The following is a 15,646-nucleotide window of genomic DNA, read 5'->3' on the forward strand; positions in this document are numbered from 1 at the left end:
CGCCTCCCGGGCGATGTGCGCGCCCCCGCCCGGCGGCCAGGCTCGTCGGCATGATCACCGTGGACCACCTCACCAAGCGCTACGGCGCCCGGACCGTCGTCTCGGACGTGTCCTTCTCCTGCCCGCCGGGCAGCGTGACCGGCTTCCTCGGCCCCAACGGCGCGGGCAAGTCCACCACCCTGCGGTCGCTGGTCGGGCTCACCGTCCCGACCAGCGGCACGGCCACCATCGCCGGCCGCGCCCACCGCGACCTGCCCAACGCCGGCCGGCAGGTCGGCGTCCTGCTCGACGCGGGCGCCCAGCACGCCGGCCGCACCGGCCGGGAGACGCTCACCCTCACCGCCCTGGTGCTCGGCGTCGGCGCCGAACGGGTCGACGAGGTGCTCGGGCAGGTCGGTCTGGCCGGGCGTCCGGCAGGCACCCGCGTGGGCAGCTACTCCCTCGGGATGCGCCAGCGGCTGGGCCTGGCGGCCGCACTGCTCGGGGACCCGGAGGTGCTGGTGCTCGACGAGCCGGCCAACGGCCTGGACCCCGAGGGCATCTGGTGGATGCGCGGGCTGCTCCGCGGCTTCGCCGACCGGGGCGGCACCGTGCTGCTCAGCTCCCACCAGCTGCGCGAGGTGGAGGCGGTGGCCGACCAGCTCGTCGTCATCGCCGGCGGCCGGGTCGTGGCGCAGGGCAGCAAGACCGAGCTGCTGGGCCGCCGCGGGACCGTCGTCCGGGGCCCGGACCGCGCCGTCCTGGCACGCGCCCTGCAGACGGCGGGCATCACCGTCGTACCCGGGGACGGCGACGCCCTGGTCGCCGACGCCGACCCGCTCGCCGTCGGGCAGGCGGCGGCCGCCGCCGGTGCGGTGCTCACCGAGCTCCGGCAGGCCGGCGGTGAGGGTCTGGAGGAGCTGTTCCGCTCGCTCACCGGGTCCGCTGACGCCGCGACGCAGCAGCAGCCGGCGGTGGCGGCATGAGCGCTGCGACCCTCGAGTCCGGCCCGCGCCGGCTGACCGGGCCGGTGACGGCCCCCTCCCTGCTCCGGCTGACCCGGGTGGAGCTGCGCAAGTCCTGCGACACCCGGGCCGGACGGTGGCTGCTGGCGGTGATCGCCCTGGCGGCTGTGGCGACGGTGGCGCTGGCCCTGTTCACCGGGCACGACCCGCTGAGCCTGTCCGACCACCTCGAGTTCGCCCAGCTGGCCACCAGTCTGCTGCTGCCGGTGCTGGGCATCCTGCTGGTGACCAGCGAGTGGTCGCAGCGGACGGCGATGACGACGTTCACGCTCGTGCCCCGGCGCTCCCGGGTGCTCACCGCCAAGGTCCTGGCCGCCTCCGTCCTCGCCCTGTTGGGGGTGGCCGCGACCCTGGTGACCTCCGCGGTGGCCGTCGTCCTCACCCCGGTGGTGACCGACGGCGCGCAGGACTGGTCGCTGGGTGCGGCCGAGCTCGGCCAGGTGGTGCTGCTGCAGCTGGTGTACGTGCTGTCGGGGGTGGCGTTCGGCATGCTGCTGCTCAGCTCGCCGCTGGCGATCGTCCTGTACTTCGTCCTGCCGACGGTGTTCACGATCCTGGTCAGCACGGTCGGAGCGCTGGACTGGGTGGCCGACTGGCTGGACCTCACGACGGCGAGCGCCCCGGTGTTCGACGGGGGACTGGACGCCCAGGGCTGGCTGCAGCTGGCCACCGCGACCGCCCTGTGGCTGGGGCTGCCGATGGCGCTGGGCTGGCTCCGGGTCCACCGGGCCGAGATCTCCTGACGCAACCGGCTCGACGGGGGTGGACCGGCACCAGTCGGTCCACCCCCGTCCCCGATCTTCGTTGGTCCGTTATCCCCAACTGCGCACCCGCTGCTCAAACTAAGGAAAGCCATCACCGACCAGGACGGGGGAGCAGCCCGAACGGGTCGGTCGACAGGTGCTCGGGGGTGCTCACCCGGACACCTGTCGGCATTCCGTCACAGCAGTGGAGACAGGTCCGGCACGACAGCGGCCGCCCTGTGCTGGGGGAGCTCGTCCCGTCCGCTCTGAGGCGGTCCGCGACCCCGTGGCGGGGGGAGGGGAGCGGTTCGGCCGTGGGGTTCGTACGGACGGCGGGCTCGCCTGACCTTCGGGGCTGCGCTCTGTGCGGGCCCACCGGCAGGCCGGTGGCGGAGCCGGCTCGAGAGACCGGCCGGACGAGTTCCCACCTCGGCCGGCCACGTCATCACCGCTGGCCCATCTGCCGATGACACGAGTGGAGCACCAGTCCCTGTACTCCCGTTATCCCTAACAAGTCGTCTAACACAGACAAGAAAAACAAAAGCCACACTTGACCGGCCAAGGCCCGGACCGGGTGCAGAGCAGGGGAGTGGAGCTGAGTCAGCTGGTGCGCTGCACGGCCCGGTCGTACAGCGCCGACCAGTCCGACAGCAGCTGGAGCAGCTCCAGAGGCGACTGCACCGTGAACTCGTGGCCCAGGGAGCCCAGGGCCATGGCCGGCCAGCTGAGGTCGTCAGCGGTCATCTCCAGGCGACAGCTCGTCGGTGAGACGGCGGAGACGGTGCCCCAGCGGCTGACGTGCGCGACCACCTCGGCGGCCGGTGCGGACACGAGCACCACCACCCGGTAGGGGTCGCGCCGGCCGTCCAGACCCGCCAGTACGAAGCTGGCGGCGTCGGCCGCGGGCAGCCGGCGGGGGGCGAAGTGCTGTCCGGTGTTCGTGGCGTCCGCCAGGCGGTCCAGCCGGAAGGTGCGCCAGTCCCCGCGGGCGAGGTCGTAGGCGACGAGGTACCACCGCTGCCCGACGGGCACGAGACGGTACGGCTCGACGTGCCGGTCGCTGGATACGCCGTCGGAGGCGACGTAGTGGAAGGTGAGCCGCTCGGCGTCCCGGCAGCACTGGGCGACGGTGGTGAGCGCCAGCGGGTCGACCGGCTCGGTGCCGGCCTCGCCCCAGGCGGCCGGGACGGTGACCGCCTGTAACGCCTCCACGCGTCGCCGCAGGCGCTGGGGCATGACCTGGACGACCTTCGTCAGTGCCCGCACCGACGCCTCGGCCATGCCGCTGACCGACGAGTGCGTCGCCGACCGGAGCCCCACGGCCAGGGCGACGGCCTCCTCGTCGTCGAGCACCAGCGGCGGCAGGGAGACCCCATGGGTGAGCTGGTAGCCGCCGTCGACGCCGCGACTGGCGTCCACGGGATAGCCGAGCTCCCGCAGTCGCTCGATGTCGCGCCGCAAGGTGCGACCCGAGACGCCCAGCCGGTCGGCCAGGTCGGCGCCGGGCCAGTACCGCTGGCTCTGCAGCAGGGACAGCAGCCGGAGCGTGCGCGAGCTGGTGTTGGCCACCGGCCCATCCTGCCCTGTCTTAGGACAGTAAATGACCACAATAGCCCCTAGCGTCATCGGTTCCACCGACGAGAGGGGCGCCCGCCATGACCGCCACCGACACGACCACCCACCCGAGCACCATCGGCCCACTGGACCGGGAGCGCGCCGACCTGCTGGAGAGCCTGGCTCGCCACCGCTCCTTCCTGCGCTACACCGTGCAGGGGCTGACCGACGAGCAGGCCAGGCTGCGGCCGACGGTCAGCGAGCTGTGCCTGGGCGGGATCGTGAAGCACGTGGCAGCGACCGAGGCTGCCTGGGCCGACTTCATGGTCCGCGGTGCGGCCGCCTTCCCGACCGTCGACTGGACCAGCCCCGAGATGGCCGAGAGCTGGGCCGACGAGCACCACCTGCTGCCCGAGGAGACCCTCGCCGGCGTCCTCCAGCACTACGCCGCCGTCGCCGCTCGCACCGACGAGCTGGTGCGCACCCTGCCCAGCCTGGACGCCGACCACCTGCTGCCGGAGGCCCCCTGGTTCACCCCTGGCGCTCGCCAGTCGGCGCGACGGACCCTGCTGCACCTGATCGCCGAGACCGCCCAGCACGCCGGCCACGCCGACGTCATCCGCGAGACCCTTGACGGCCAGAAGACGATGGGCTGACCGCACGGGCGGTGTCTCGTCCTCGGCGGGCGACCAGGACGACCCGTCGGACCTCCCGGATCCGACTGACCCGATGTCACGGAGTGTGACGAGTGGGCGGTGGTGCCGACCGAGGCGGTGAACCGAGTGCCGCGTGCCAGGGGGGTGCAGCCGAGCGCGGGGCCATGGTGGCGAACATGGCCCCGCGCTCGTGGGCTCGTCGATCTGACGGCGCCTGAGGGAGGCGGCCGGCTGAAATCTGTCGGTCGTCGGCACTAACGTCACGGACGTCGCACCGGCCCGTCCGAGCAGCAGGGGAGTCTCCGTGACCACGCTGACCGATCGTCCGAACACCGCCCTCGTCGTCATCGACGTCCAGCAGGGCGTGGTGACCGGCGCCCACGAGCGCGACGCCGTCGTCGCCAACATCGGCGCCCTGGTCGACCGGGCCCGGGACGCCGGCGTCCCGGTCGTGTGGGTCGCCCACTCCGATGACGAGATGCCGCAGGACAGTGACGACTGGCAGTACGTGTCCGAGCTCGTACGCCGGGAGTCCGAGCCGCTCGTGCACAAGTCCTACGGCGACTCCTTCGAGGGCACCGACCTCGAGGACGTCCTGGCCGCGGCTGGCGTGGGCCGGCTGGTGGTCGCCGGCGCCGAGTCCGACGCCTGCATCCGGTCGACCATCCACGGCGGCTTCACCCGGGGCTACGACGTGACGCTGGTCGGTGACGCGCACACCGCCGGGGACAAGACCGCGTGGGGCGCTCCGCCGGTCGACCAGGTCATCGCGCACACCAACCTGTACTGGCGCTTCCAGGCCGCACCCGGTCGGACGGCAGGAGTCGTCGAGACGACGGACGTGACGTTCACCGGGTGAGCCCGGGGAGTGCCCAGGAGCGGTCGCCCTCTCCGCTACTTGACATAATGTCGATTATCGGCGCATCGGTCAGAGCCCGAGAGGGGCGGTCGAGCGGGGTCCCGACCATGATCATCCGTAGCGCAGGTCGACATGCGCAGCAAGGCGCTCACCGACACCGATGCGGCGTCGGGTCGACGTACCTGACGGCCGAGCACCGGATGCCTCCGGGGTCCGTGTCGTCCGCGCGACATGACGTCGCGTCGTCATGTCGACCGTTCGGTAGGACGGACGCGACGACATGACGCCGGCGGCACCCACGGGTCGTCGCGAGGCGCATGTCCGTCGACCTGGACACCTCGACCGGCCCATCGAGAAGTTGATCATCGTGGTGTGCTCGGCGATCCAAGGCAAGGTCACTGTCCCGACCATCTGAGCCCTCGACCCGCCACGGACCACGTCTCAGCCGGTCCACCTACGTCACCGTGGTTACGTCACTCTGACGCAACGAGGTGTGATTCGGCGGTCTCAGGGAGCGCCGACGGCGAACCCTTCGTAGGGTCGGGTCATGAACATCCGACGCCCGGTGGCAGCCCTGTTCGTCGCGCTGGCTCTGGTCGGTGGACCGGCCACGATGACCGCCTGCAGTGCGGCCGGCGGTGGTACCGAGCGCAACGACGGCGACAGCAGTGACAACGAGACCGCGAACACCGGCGGCAGCGACCCCGGTGGCACCTCGCAGGGCAACGTGCCCCGCAACAACAACAGCGAGCCCGACGGCGAGAACGAGTCCGGCGACGACGAGGGCAACAGCGGCGGCGACAACAGCTCGGACGGCTGACGACTGCTGGCGGAGGGGCGACCCGGTCGCCCCTCCCCTGCACAGCACCCGCTGACCTGACTCAATGCGTCACGTGACGCATGAGGTCCCTCAGCCGGCGGCCTTGCCGTTGAGCCACAGCCGGTCGAGTCGGCCGGTCGAGCGCACCAGCTCGGACAGCGACTTCTCGAGCTCGGCCTTGGTCGGCTTCTCCGACAGCACGGTCTGCACGTCCTCGATGGCGCAGCGCAGCTGGTAGAGCCGGTCCTGCAGGCCGTCGAGCTCGGCCCGGGTCACCAGCACCACGTCGTCGGACAACCCGGCCTTCGCCGTGGCCGACCGCTGCTCGTAGGCCCGCTGCCGGCACGCCTGGCCGCAGTAGAGCCGTGGGCGCCCCACCGACTCCTGAGCGGGCAGGACGCTGCGACACCAGCCGCACCGGCGTTCCTCGCCCTTGGTGCGTCGGGTCCGTGAGGCCGGACGGGCGTCCACCTCGTGCTCTGCAGCCACGGCAGCGACGGTAGACGCCCGGTACGACAGGACGAGAGGGGACACGCCAGGGTGGCGGGCACGCGGGCAGCGGGCAGTCCTCGAGCACCCGATCCGCCCGGGTGAGCGGCCCGCACTAGCGTGGGGGGTGTGCCGGGCTCGCGTTACGCCTTCCTCGACGGCCCGACCCCGGTGGCGATGGCCCACCGCGGCGGGGCCATCGAGCACCTGGAGAACACGTTCCCGGCGTTCGAGGAGTGCGTCGCCCTCGGCTACCGGTACCTGGAGACCGACGTCCGGGTGACCTCCGACGGTGAGCTCGTCGTCTTCCACGACCCCACGTTGGACCGGGTCACCGACCGCACCGGCCGGGTCGAGTCGATGCCCTGGCGGGAGCTGCAGGCGGCGCTGATCGGGGGCCGGGAGCCGATCCTGCGGCTGGAGGACCTGTTCGGCGCCTGGCCGGACGTGCGGTTCAACCTCGACATCAAGGCCGCCGGGGTCCTGGCGCCGCTGGTGCGCACGGTGCGGCGGCTGGGGGTCGAGGACCGGATCTGCCTGGGCTCCTTCTCCGACGCCCGGATCGCCGCGGCCCGCCGGGTCTTCGGCCCCGGCGTGTGCACCTCGCTGGGTCCCAAGGGCGTGGCGGCGCTGCGGCTGTCCTCCTACTCCCCCCGGGCCGCCGGGCTGGTGCGCATCCAGGCCGGCTGCGCCCAGGTGCCGCTGGCCCTGGGCGGGCGGCCGCTGGTCGACGAGCGGTTCATCGCCGCCGCGCACGCCCGCAGCCTGCAGGTGCACGTCTGGACGGTCGACACCGAGGCCGAGGCCACCGAGATGCTCGACCTGGGCGTCGACGGGCTGATGACCGACCGGCCGGCGATGCTGCGCGACCTCCTGGTGTCCCGGGGTCAGTGGACCGGCGCGTGACCCGGACCTGGACGACGGAGGTGGCCGGGCGACTGGGCAGCTGGCACCCTGCCACCCCTCCCCTCCCGGCCGAACTCGCCGACCAGGTGGAGCCCGCCGACCCGGACTGGTTCGCCCGCGAACTGGCCGTCGCCGCGGCCCCGCCGTGGTCGGTGTGGCGGTTCGCGTTGAGCCGGCTGTCGTGGGTGCCGCTGGCGTTCGGCCGGCTGCAGCTCACCGGCGAGGTGCCCGCGGAGCTGCTGGACGGTCCGCTGCTGCTCGCGGTCAACCACATCGGCGACTTCGACCCCTTCGTGGTCGGTGTCGCCCTGCACCGGGCCGGGGTGCAGCCCCGGTTCCTGGTCAAGGGCGGGCTGATGGCCGTCCCGGTCGTCGGTGCGCTGCTGGAGCGCTGCGGCTGCATCCGGGTGGAACGGGGCACCGACCTGGCCGGGCACGCCGTCCGGGTGACCGAGGCGGCGCTGGCCGCCGGCGCGCACGTGGTCGCCTACCCCGAGGGGCGGATCGGGCTGACCGGCGACGGGTGGCCCGAACGTGGACGCACCGGGATGGCCCGGATGGCGCTGGCCGCCGGCATCCCGGTCGTCCCGGTCAGCCAGTGGGGCGCCCACGAGGTCATGCAGTACGGCCTCGGCCGGGGCAAGGTCACCACTCTGCTCACCGCGCTGTGGCGGCGGCCGACGCTGCAGGTGCACATCGGCCCACCGGTCGACGTCACCGACCTGCGGCCCGGCCGGCTGGGCGACGCCAACCGGGCCCGCACCCGGATCGACGCCGCGCTGACCCGGGGGCTGGCGCCGTTGCGGGCCGGTGAGCCCACCGACCGGATCGCCCACGCCGACCCCACGCGGCCCACGACCGCGCGGGCGGCCTTCCCTGGCGGCGTCGTCCCGCCCGAGATCCCGTGACGGCCCGGGGCGCCGTGACCGGCCGGTGCTGGACCGGGGTGCCGGTGCCTGACACGCTGCGCCGGTGAGCGCCGTCCCTCAGGTCGAGTCCGCCCCCCAGCCCGACCGTGCGCTGCGCCGCGAGCGCGCCGGCTGGTACTCCTACGACTGGGCCATGTCGGCCTTCAACACCACGGTCATCAGCGTCTTCCTGGCCCCGTACCTGACCTCGGTGGCCGAGGCGGCCGCCGACGACCAGGGCCGGATCCACCCGCTGGGCATCAGCATGCCCCCGGGCAGCCTCTTCGGGTACGTGGTGTCGCTGTCGGTGGTGCTGCAGGTGATCGTGCTGCCGCTGACCGGTGCGGTGGCCGACCGCTCGGGGCGCAAGCGGGAGCTGCTCGCCGCCTCCACCCTGGTCGGGTCGCTGGCCACGATGGCGCTGTTCTTCGTCTCCGGCAGCGGCTACCTGCTGGGCTCGGGCCTGTTCATCGTGGCCAACATCGCCTTCGGTGCGGCCACGGTCGTCTACTACTCGTGGCTGCCCGACCTCGCCAGCCCCGACGAGCGGGACGCCGTCTCCAGCCGGGGCTGGGCACTGGGCTACCTGGGCGGCGCGCTGCTGCTGGCCGCGAACCTGGCGCTGTACACGCAGTACGAGTCCTTCGGCCTCACCGAGTCCGACGCGGTGCGGATCTGCCTGGCGTCGGCCGGTGTGTGGTGGGCGGCCTTCGCCGTGGTCAGCGTGGCCCTGCTGCGCAACCGCACGCCGTCCGGGGACGTCGCGCCCTCCACGGGGGCTGCGTTCCGGGCCAGCCTCGGGCAGCTGCGCACCACCCTGCGCGACATGCGGCAGTACCGGCTCACGCTGTGGTTCCTGGGCGCGTACCTGCTGTTCAACGACGGGGTGCAGACCGTCATCACCGTCTCGGCGCAGTTCGGCGCCGAGCAGCTGGAGCTGTCCCAGACCACGCTGGTGTCGGCGATCCTGCTGGTCCAGGTGGTCGCCTTCGTCGGCGCCCGCGGCATGGGCCGGATCGCGGAGTCCGCCGGGGCCAAGCGCACCGTGCTGTGGTCGCTGCTGGTCTGGGTCGGCGTCCTGGTCGCCGCCTGCTTCCTCACCCCCGGCGCGGCGGTGCAGTTCTACCTGCTGGCCGTGGTCATCGGGTTCGTGCTCGGTGGCACCCAGGCGCTGTCCCGGTCGCTGTTCAGCCAGCTGATCCCGCCGGGCAAGGAGGCGGAGTACTTCGGCTTCTACACGATCTCCGACCGCGGGACGAGCTGGCTGGGCACGTTCCTGTTCGCCCTGACCTACCAGCTGACCGACTCCTACCGGTACGCGATCATCAGCCTCGTCGTGTTCTTCGTCGTGGGCGGCGTCCTGCTCGCCCGGCTGGACATGCGCCGCGCCATCGTCGAGGCCGGCAACACACCCCCGGAGCGTCTGTGACCCCCGTACCACCCGCCGCCGACCTCGCCGGCCCCTCCGTCGTCCCCGCCTCCGGTGACCGCCGGCGGCACCCGGCGCCGGCGCACCTGGTGTTCTTCCACGGTCCGATGGACTGCGGGAAGTCCACGCTGGCCCTGCAGGTCGACCACAACCACACCCGGCAGGGCCGGCACGGGCTGCTGCTGACCCAGGGCGACCGGTCCGGCACCCCGCAGATCAGCTCCCGGGTGGGGCTGCGCCGGGAGGCGGTCGAGCTGGACGGCGACACCGACCTGCGGCTGCTGGTGCGTGACCGTTGGGCCGCCGGGCACCGCGTGGACTACCTGATCGTCGACGAGGCGCAGTTCCTCACCGGCGCCCAGGTGGAGCAGCTCGCCGAGCTGGTGGACACCTCGCACGTCGACGTCTACGCCTTCGGGCTCACCACCGACTTCCGCACCCGGCTCTTCCCCGGTACGCAGCGGCTGTTCGAGCTGGCCGACGACGTCCAGCGGGTCCAGGTCGAGGTGCTGTGCTGGTGCGGGCTGCCCGGCCTGCTCAACGCCCGGGTGGTGGACGGCGCGATGGTGCGGGAGGGCGCGACCGTGGTGGTCGCCGACACCGCGCCGGCGCCGCTGGCCGGTGCCGAGGCCGACCCCGGCGGGGCCGCCGTGCGCTACCAGGTGCTCTGCCGGGGCCACTACAGCCGCGGCCAGCTCGAGCCCACCCCGACCGGTCCCGGGCAGCTGTCGCTGCGCTGAGCTCCCTCGTCCGGGGTGGACGAGTGCTGGAACACCACCCCATGCGATGATCGACCACTGCCGACACGGAATCCTTTGCATTCTCCTGTCGTTCATCTCCCTAGACACCCGCACCGGACGCGTGAGCGTGCGGTGGTCCGGGCAGTCCTGTAACGACCTACATCAGCACGAGAGGACGGTGTGCCATGGGCGAGCGATCCCTGCGTGGAAGCCGACTGGGCAGCGTGAGCTACGAGACCGAGCGCAACACCGCGCCCATCGAGCGGCAGTACGCCGAGTACCGGTGCGCTCAGGGGCACCTCGTCACGGTGCCCTTCGCCGATGACGCCGAGCTCCCCGACACGTGGGAGTGCAAGTACGACGGTTCGGCCGCCAAGCTCGTCGGTGGCGCCGAGCCGGCCCCCAAGAAGGTCAAGCCCCCGCGCACGCACTGGGACATGCTCCTGGAGCGCCGCTCGGTCGACGACCTCGAGGAGGTCCTCGCCGAGCGCCTCGAGGTCCTCAAGGGGCGTCGGACCCGCGCCAGCTAGCAGAAGGACCCCGCTGCCCCCCACCACGAGCGAGCTCGCGGCGGGACCCTGCAGCGGGGCCGACAGAACGGCCCCGGTGGGACCTCCCACCGGGGCCGTTCTACGTCTGGGGGTGCTCCGTCAGGGAGCGACCTCGCCCTCGATGACCCGGGTGGCCGGGCCGGCGCGGAAGGGCTCGGCCGGGCCGGTGACCGTCTCGGTGCGCACCGAGCGCACGTGCACCGGGCCGCGCAGCCGGTCGGGCAGGTTGCGCAGCAGCACCCGGCCGAGGACGGCCCGGGGCAGGGCGCGGGTGAACGGCAGCAGGCACAGCAGCCCGAGCAGGTCCCCGACGAAGCCCGGCAGCACCATCAGCAGCCCACCGAGGGCGACCAGCCCGGCGTCCCCCAGCGCGCGGCCAGGTGCCCGGTGCTCCTGCGCGCGCAGCCGCAGCTCCCCCAGCGCCGCCCGCCCCTGCCGGGCCAGCAGCGCGGCGCCCAGGGCGCTGGTGGCCAGGGTGGCGAGCAGCGTCCAGCCCAGCCCGATCCACGAGGCGACCAGGACGTAGACGACGACCTCGGCCAGCGCGCCGAGACCGATCAGCGTCCGCAGCCGGGACGGCCGGCGTCGGACCGGGGTGTAGGTGGTGGCCATGCGTGTCCTCCTCCGCCCGCCGGGGAGCAGTGGACCTGCCTCCCGCACGGGATCGTCACCAGGTGCAACGAGCGGGACGGCGATCGTGCTCCCGCCGTCCGCTGCCGGCGTACCGGCGGGTCAGGCCACCGGCCGGCGACGCCGGAGGACCGTGGCGAGGACCGCACCCGAGGCCAGGGCGGTGAGCACCCACTCCGGGGTGGCACCAAGGCGCTCGGCGACCGTGCGCTGGTCGCGCTGGGCGATCGGCTCGACGAAGGTGTCGGCGGTGTAGAGCGCCGACTCGCGCACGACGGTGCCGTCCGGCGCCACGATCGCGCTGATCCCGCTGGTGGCCGCGACCACGACGGTGCGCCCGAACTCGACCGCGCGCAGTCGGCTCATCGCCAGTTGCTGGACGCTCTCGTCGGTGTACCCGAAGGTGGCGTTGTTGGTCTGCACGACGATCATCCCGGCGCCGGCGTCGACGACGTCGGACACCAGCCCGTCGTAGGCGACCTCGAAGCAGATGACGTCACCGACCCGAGCACCGCCGACGTCCAGCGTGCCGACCCCGGTGCCGTGGGCGAAGTCCCGGCGCACCAGGTCGACCTTCTCGCTGAAGAAGCGGAAGAAGGAGCGGTAGGGCACGTACTCGGCCAGCGGCACCGGGTGGCGCTTGACGTAGGTGTCACCCGGCCCGGTGACCGGGTCCCAGACGATGGCGGTGTTGGACACCTTCTCGCCCGGCCCCTCGACCACCGCGCCGACCAGGACCGGCACCCCGATGGCGCGGGCGGCGCCGCTGATGACCCCGGCGGCGTCGGCGTTGCGGTAGGGGTCGATGTCGGAGCTGTTCTCCGGCCAGATGACCAGGTCGGGCCGGGCCACCTCACCGCGGGCGACGGCCTCGGCCAGCGCGACGGTCCGGCCGGCGTGGTTGTCCAGCACGGCCCGGCGCTGGGCGTTGAAGTCCAGCCCCGCACGGGGCACGTTGCCCTGGACGACCGCCACGGTGCGGGTCGGGCCGCCCTCGGTGAGCGAGGAGCCGGCCAGCGGCAGCCCGGCGAGGGTGCCGACCAGCGGGACGGCGAGGACGCCGACCAGGGCCAGCACCGCCGCCCGTCGTCCCGGTCGGTGCCGGAGGACGGCGAGGACGGCAGCGGCCAGCAGGGTGCCGGTGAGGGCGACGGCGAGGCTGACCAGCGGGACGCCGCCGTACGCGGCGAGCGCGGTGAAGGGGCCCTCGGCCTGGCTGAAGCCCAGCCGCCCCCAGGGGAACCCGCCGAACGGCGCCCGGCCGCGCAGCGCCTCGTCGGCCACCCACAGCGCAGCGGCCCACAGCGGCCAGCCCGGCAGCCGGGACACCGCAGCCGCGGCTCCACCGAGCAGGGCGAAGTAGAGCGCCTCGAACACCGCCAGCGCCAGCCACGGGAAGACGCCGACGTAGATGCCGGTCCAGGACAGCAGCGGCAGCATGAACGCCAGGCCGAGGACCAGCCCCAGCCAGGCGCCGCCGCGCACCCGCTGCCCGCGGACGGCCAGGGCCAGCGCCGTCGGGCCCAGCACGGCCAGCAGGGACAGGTCGTGGCCGGGGAAGGCGAGGAACAGCGCCAGGCCACCGGCGGCGGCCAGGGCGGTGCGCCAGGGCCACCGCACCCGGGAGCGCCGCCGCTGCTCGGCCGGGACGCCGGGCGTGCCCGCGTCGACCGGGCCGGTCGAGACCGCTGACGCCACGCCCACCTCCTGCTCGTGTGGCCGGTCCGCGCTCGGACCGCCGCCGACCAGCATCCCACCCGCCGCGCCGTCCCCGGCCGACGTCCCGTCCCGGGTGCGGCGGCCGCCGGGCCTCAGGTGCCGGGCAGCAGCGGCTCGCCGGCCACCAGGAGCTGCCGGCAGGCCGGCCTGCCCCGCTCGGCCAGCACCGCGGACAGCGTCTGCCCCGTCGACCACAGGGCCAGGTCCGCGGGGGCGCCCACGGCCAGGGGGCCCTCCGGGTGCTCGGAGCGCGCGGCCGCCCACCCGCCGTGGGTGGCGGCGTCGAAGGCGTCGAAGGGCCGCATGCCCGAGCTGCGCGTGGTGTGGTCGACCGCGGCGTGCACCCCGCCCCAGGGGTCCAGCGGGGTCACCGGGGCGTCGCTGCCGAGCGCGACGGTCACGTCGGCGTCGACGAGGTCGGCCAGCGGGTTGACCCCGGCCACCCGGTCGGCGCCCAGCCGCTCGGCGTACATCCGGGACGGCCCGCCCCAGGTGGCGTCGAAGGCGGGCTGGACGCTGGCGACCATGCCGAAGCGGCGCATCCGGTCGATGGCGGCCTCACCGACCATCTCCACGTGCTCCAGCCGGTGCCGGCAGGCCCGGACGGCGTCGCGACCCAGCTCCTCGACCACGGCGGCCACGGCGTGCAGCACCTGGTCGACGGCGGCGTCGCCGATGCAGTGGAAGCCGGCCTGCAGCCCGGCCGCGGTGCACGCCCGGACGTGCTCGACCAGCGACCCCAGCTCGAAGCGCAGCGACCCGGAGGTGTCCGGGCGGTCGGTGTAGGGCTGGGACAGCGCCGCGGTGTGCGAGCCCAGCGCCCCGTCGCAGAACAGGTCGCCCCCGGCGCCGGTGAGCCCGAGCTCGCGGACGACGTCGAGCCCACCCCGCTCGGACAGCTCCCCCCAGTAGCCGACCACCCGCGGGCCCGGCGTCCCGGCGACCAGCTCGAGCAGCTCGGCGAGGTCGGTGGCGCTGGAGACCTCGGGGCCGGCCATCTCGTGCACCGTGCCGATGCCCAGGGCGGCCGCGGCGGCCAGGGTGGCGCGCTGGGCGGTGCGGCGCTGGTCGGCCGGCACCGAGCCGTAGGCGGCGTTGCGGGCCGCGGAGTGGGCGTCCAGCCGCAGCCGCCCGTCGGGGCTGTACCCGGGGAGGGCGGTGACGCCGGGGACCCGGTCCAGCAGGGCCGTGGAGACCGTGGCCGAGTGGACGTCGACCCGGGCCAGGTAGGCCGGCCGGTCCCCGACCACGGCGTCGAGGTCGGCGCGGGTCAGTCCGCGGCCCTCGGGCCAGTCGGTCTCGTCCCAGCCGGTGCCCAGCACGGTGCCGGTGGGTGCGGCCGCCGTCTGGGCGGCCAGCAGCGCGACGGCGTCCCGCAGGCTGGCCGCGGGGTGCAGGTCCAGGCCGGTCAGCGCCAGTCCGGTGGCCGTGGCGTGCACGTGGGCGTCGACGAACGCCGGGGTGAGCAGCGCGCCCGCGCCGTCGAGGAGCCGGTCGGCGGGCGGGGCGTCGGCGGCGGCACCCACCCAGCTGATCCGTCCCGCCTCGACGTGCACCGCCCGGCCGGGGCGGTCCCCGACGGTGACGTCGGTGACGAGCAGCCCGCTCACCGCGCCGTCCGCGCGTCGACCATCGCCTGCACGCCCGGCGTCCGCCGGTACAGGTCCAGGGCCAGGGCCGCGTGCCCCGGCGTGTAGCCGTTGCCAACCAGCATCGTCACGTCCGTCGCCATCCCCTCGGCTGCTCCGGCCGCCGCCTGACTGGCGGGAGCCGGGGAGAAGAAGACCACGGTGCCCCCGTCGGCCGTCGTGAGGACCGCGGCCTGCTCGGCGCCGGGGGCGTCGACGCAGACGACGGTGACGTCGACCGGCTCCCCGACGGCGGCGGCGACGGCCAGCGGGTCGGTGGTGTCGGCGACCACCACGGTGTCGGCGAGCCGGGCCGCGCGGAGCTCGGCGGCGTCGGCCTCGGTGGTCACCACGCCCACCAGCCGGCCGGCGCGGGCGTCCCGGGCGGCGGCCAGGCTCAGGCACCCGGCCCGGCCGGCAGCACCCAGGACGGCGACGGAGGGACGGTGCCCCGACCGGTGCACGACGCGCTCGGTGGCCGCCGGGGCGCCGCAGACCTCCAGCACCGCCAGGGCCGTCTCCTGGGGCAGGTCCTCGGGCAGGACGGCGGCGATCGAGCGGGCGAACAGCACCGCCGTCCCCGTCGTCGGCACGTGCCGGCTGACGCCGTCCCAGGAGGCCAGGCCGTCGGTGACCCGCAGCGGCACGCCTGTCAGCGGGACGAGCGTGGCCACCCGCTGCCCGGCCTGCAGGCCCAGCGGTGAGTCCAGGCCGGCCTCGTCCACGACGCCCACGACCATGCCGCGGGGGCCGAGGTCGAGCTTGCCGTCGCGTTCGATGCCGGCCAGGACGGCGGCCCGCACCGCGGCGCCGTCGGCACCGTGCTCGCGGGGGTCCCAGGTCGCGGCGTCGAGGTCGATGCGGTGCACGTCGACCCGCACCTCGTCCGGGGCGAGCCGGGGATCGGCGTCCAGCCGCCGGGCCGCTGCGGGGAGCACCCCGACCGGGTCGAGCGCCCGGTGCACGCCCAGGCTGCGGTGCAGCACGCTGTCGAGCACGTGGAGTCCCTC

General features: G+C 74.3%; 16 protein-coding genes. 10 read left to right on the forward strand and 6 right to left on the reverse strand.

Going from position 1 to position 15,646, the window contains the following annotated elements:
* The first annotated feature begins 50 nt into the window (after window positions 1-50).
* Together O2W14_RS08700 and O2W14_RS08705 are read left to right on the forward strand one after the other, a co-directional pair.
* Window positions 51-965 carry an ABC transporter ATP-binding protein gene (locus O2W14_RS08700; protein ID WP_269175684.1) on the forward strand — a complete coding sequence of 305 codons (915 nt, stop codon included), beginning with the start codon at window positions 51-53 and terminating at the stop codon, window positions 963-965.
* Window positions 962-1,747: a hypothetical protein gene (locus O2W14_RS08705; protein WP_269175685.1), complete on the forward strand. Its 786-nt coding sequence runs from the start codon at window positions 962-964 to the stop codon at window positions 1,745-1,747. Before O2W14_RS08700 ends, O2W14_RS08705 begins: the two co-directional genes overlap by 4 nt.
* Window positions 1,748-2,347: 600 nt before the next feature.
* On the opposite strand, the gene O2W14_RS08710 is transcribed toward O2W14_RS08705, so the two are convergent.
* On the reverse strand, window positions 2,348-3,316 hold the full coding sequence (locus tag O2W14_RS08710) for a helix-turn-helix transcriptional regulator (protein ID WP_269175686.1): 969 nt from the start codon (window positions 3,314-3,316) through the stop codon (window positions 2,348-2,350).
* Between the two features lie 86 nt (window positions 3,317-3,402).
* Here O2W14_RS08710 and O2W14_RS08715 point away from each other — a divergent pair, with 86 nt between their 5' ends.
* From O2W14_RS08715 to O2W14_RS08725, 3 genes are all read left to right on the forward strand, one after another.
* Window positions 3,403-3,957 carry a DinB family protein gene (locus O2W14_RS08715; protein WP_269175687.1) on the forward strand — a complete coding sequence of 185 codons (555 nt, stop codon included), beginning with the start codon at window positions 3,403-3,405 and terminating at the stop codon, window positions 3,955-3,957.
* A 304-nt stretch (window positions 3,958-4,261) separates the two neighbouring features.
* Window positions 4,262-4,816 carry an isochorismatase family protein gene (locus O2W14_RS08720; protein ID WP_269175688.1) on the forward strand — a complete coding sequence of 185 codons (555 nt, stop codon included), beginning with the start codon at window positions 4,262-4,264 and terminating at the stop codon, window positions 4,814-4,816.
* Window positions 4,817-5,363: 547 nt separating this feature from the next.
* A complete protein-coding gene (locus O2W14_RS08725) occupies window positions 5,364-5,636 on the forward strand; it encodes a hypothetical protein (RefSeq protein WP_269175689.1) in 273 nt (90 codons plus the stop codon).
* Window positions 5,637-5,726: 90 nt separating this feature from the next.
* Here O2W14_RS08725 and O2W14_RS08730 read toward each other — a convergent pair whose 3' ends face one another.
* Window positions 5,727-6,014 (reverse strand): hypothetical protein, encoded by a 288-nt coding sequence (locus tag O2W14_RS08730; protein ID WP_269175690.1) that lies wholly within the window; start codon window positions 6,012-6,014, stop codon window positions 5,727-5,729.
* Between the two features lie 240 nt (window positions 6,015-6,254).
* Here O2W14_RS08730 and O2W14_RS08735 point away from each other — a divergent pair, with 240 nt between their 5' ends.
* From O2W14_RS08735 to O2W14_RS08755, 5 genes are all read left to right on the forward strand, one after another.
* The gene (locus tag O2W14_RS08735; RefSeq protein WP_269175691.1) at window positions 6,255-7,031 is read left to right on the forward strand and encodes a glycerophosphodiester phosphodiesterase; all 777 of its coding nucleotides are present in this window, start codon (window positions 6,255-6,257) and stop codon (window positions 7,029-7,031) included.
* Window positions 7,028-7,939, forward strand: a complete 912-nt coding sequence (locus O2W14_RS08740; RefSeq protein ID WP_269175692.1) for a lysophospholipid acyltransferase family protein — start codon at window positions 7,028-7,030, stop codon at window positions 7,937-7,939. The genes O2W14_RS08735 and O2W14_RS08740 overlap by 4 nt, the downstream gene beginning before the upstream one ends.
* A gap of 64 nt (window positions 7,940-8,003) precedes the next feature.
* Window positions 8,004-9,368 carry an MFS transporter gene (locus O2W14_RS08745; RefSeq protein ID WP_269175693.1) on the forward strand — a complete coding sequence of 455 codons (1,365 nt, stop codon included), beginning with the start codon at window positions 8,004-8,006 and terminating at the stop codon, window positions 9,366-9,368.
* On the forward strand, window positions 9,365-10,108 hold the full coding sequence (locus tag O2W14_RS08750) for a thymidine kinase (protein ID WP_269175694.1): 744 nt from the start codon (window positions 9,365-9,367) through the stop codon (window positions 10,106-10,108). Before O2W14_RS08745 ends, O2W14_RS08750 begins: the two co-directional genes overlap by 4 nt.
* A 185-nt stretch (window positions 10,109-10,293) precedes the next feature.
* Window positions 10,294-10,638, forward strand: a complete 345-nt coding sequence (locus tag O2W14_RS08755) for an RNA polymerase-binding protein RbpA (protein WP_269175695.1) — start codon at window positions 10,294-10,296, stop codon at window positions 10,636-10,638.
* A 120-nt stretch (window positions 10,639-10,758) separates the two neighbouring features.
* Here the strand turns inward: O2W14_RS08755 and O2W14_RS08760 are convergent, their stop codons facing one another.
* From O2W14_RS08760 to O2W14_RS08775, 4 genes are all read right to left on the reverse strand, one after another.
* Window positions 10,759-11,271 carry an FxsA family protein gene (locus O2W14_RS08760; protein WP_269175696.1) on the reverse strand — a complete coding sequence of 171 codons (513 nt, stop codon included), beginning with the start codon at window positions 11,269-11,271 and terminating at the stop codon, window positions 10,759-10,761.
* A 120-nt stretch (window positions 11,272-11,391) separates the two neighbouring features.
* Window positions 11,392-12,987, reverse strand: coding sequence for an apolipoprotein N-acyltransferase (gene lnt, locus O2W14_RS08765; protein WP_269175697.1), 1,596 nt, complete (start codon window positions 12,985-12,987; stop codon window positions 11,392-11,394).
* A 113-nt stretch (window positions 12,988-13,100) separates the two neighbouring features.
* On the reverse strand, window positions 13,101-14,618 hold the full coding sequence (locus O2W14_RS08770) for an amidohydrolase (protein WP_269175698.1): 1,518 nt from the start codon (window positions 14,616-14,618) through the stop codon (window positions 13,101-13,103).
* Entirely contained in the window at window positions 14,615-15,634 is a 1,020-nt protein-coding gene (locus tag O2W14_RS08775) for an L-erythro-3,5-diaminohexanoate dehydrogenase (RefSeq protein ID WP_269175699.1), read from the reverse strand. The genes O2W14_RS08770 and O2W14_RS08775 overlap by 4 nt, the downstream gene beginning before the upstream one ends.
* Window positions 15,635-15,646: the final 12 nt, after the last annotated feature.

Origin of the sequence: Modestobacter sp. VKM Ac-2986 (genome assembly GCF_026967795.1) — a bacterium.
Classification (GTDB): Bacteria; Actinomycetota; Actinomycetes; order Mycobacteriales; family Geodermatophilaceae; genus Modestobacter.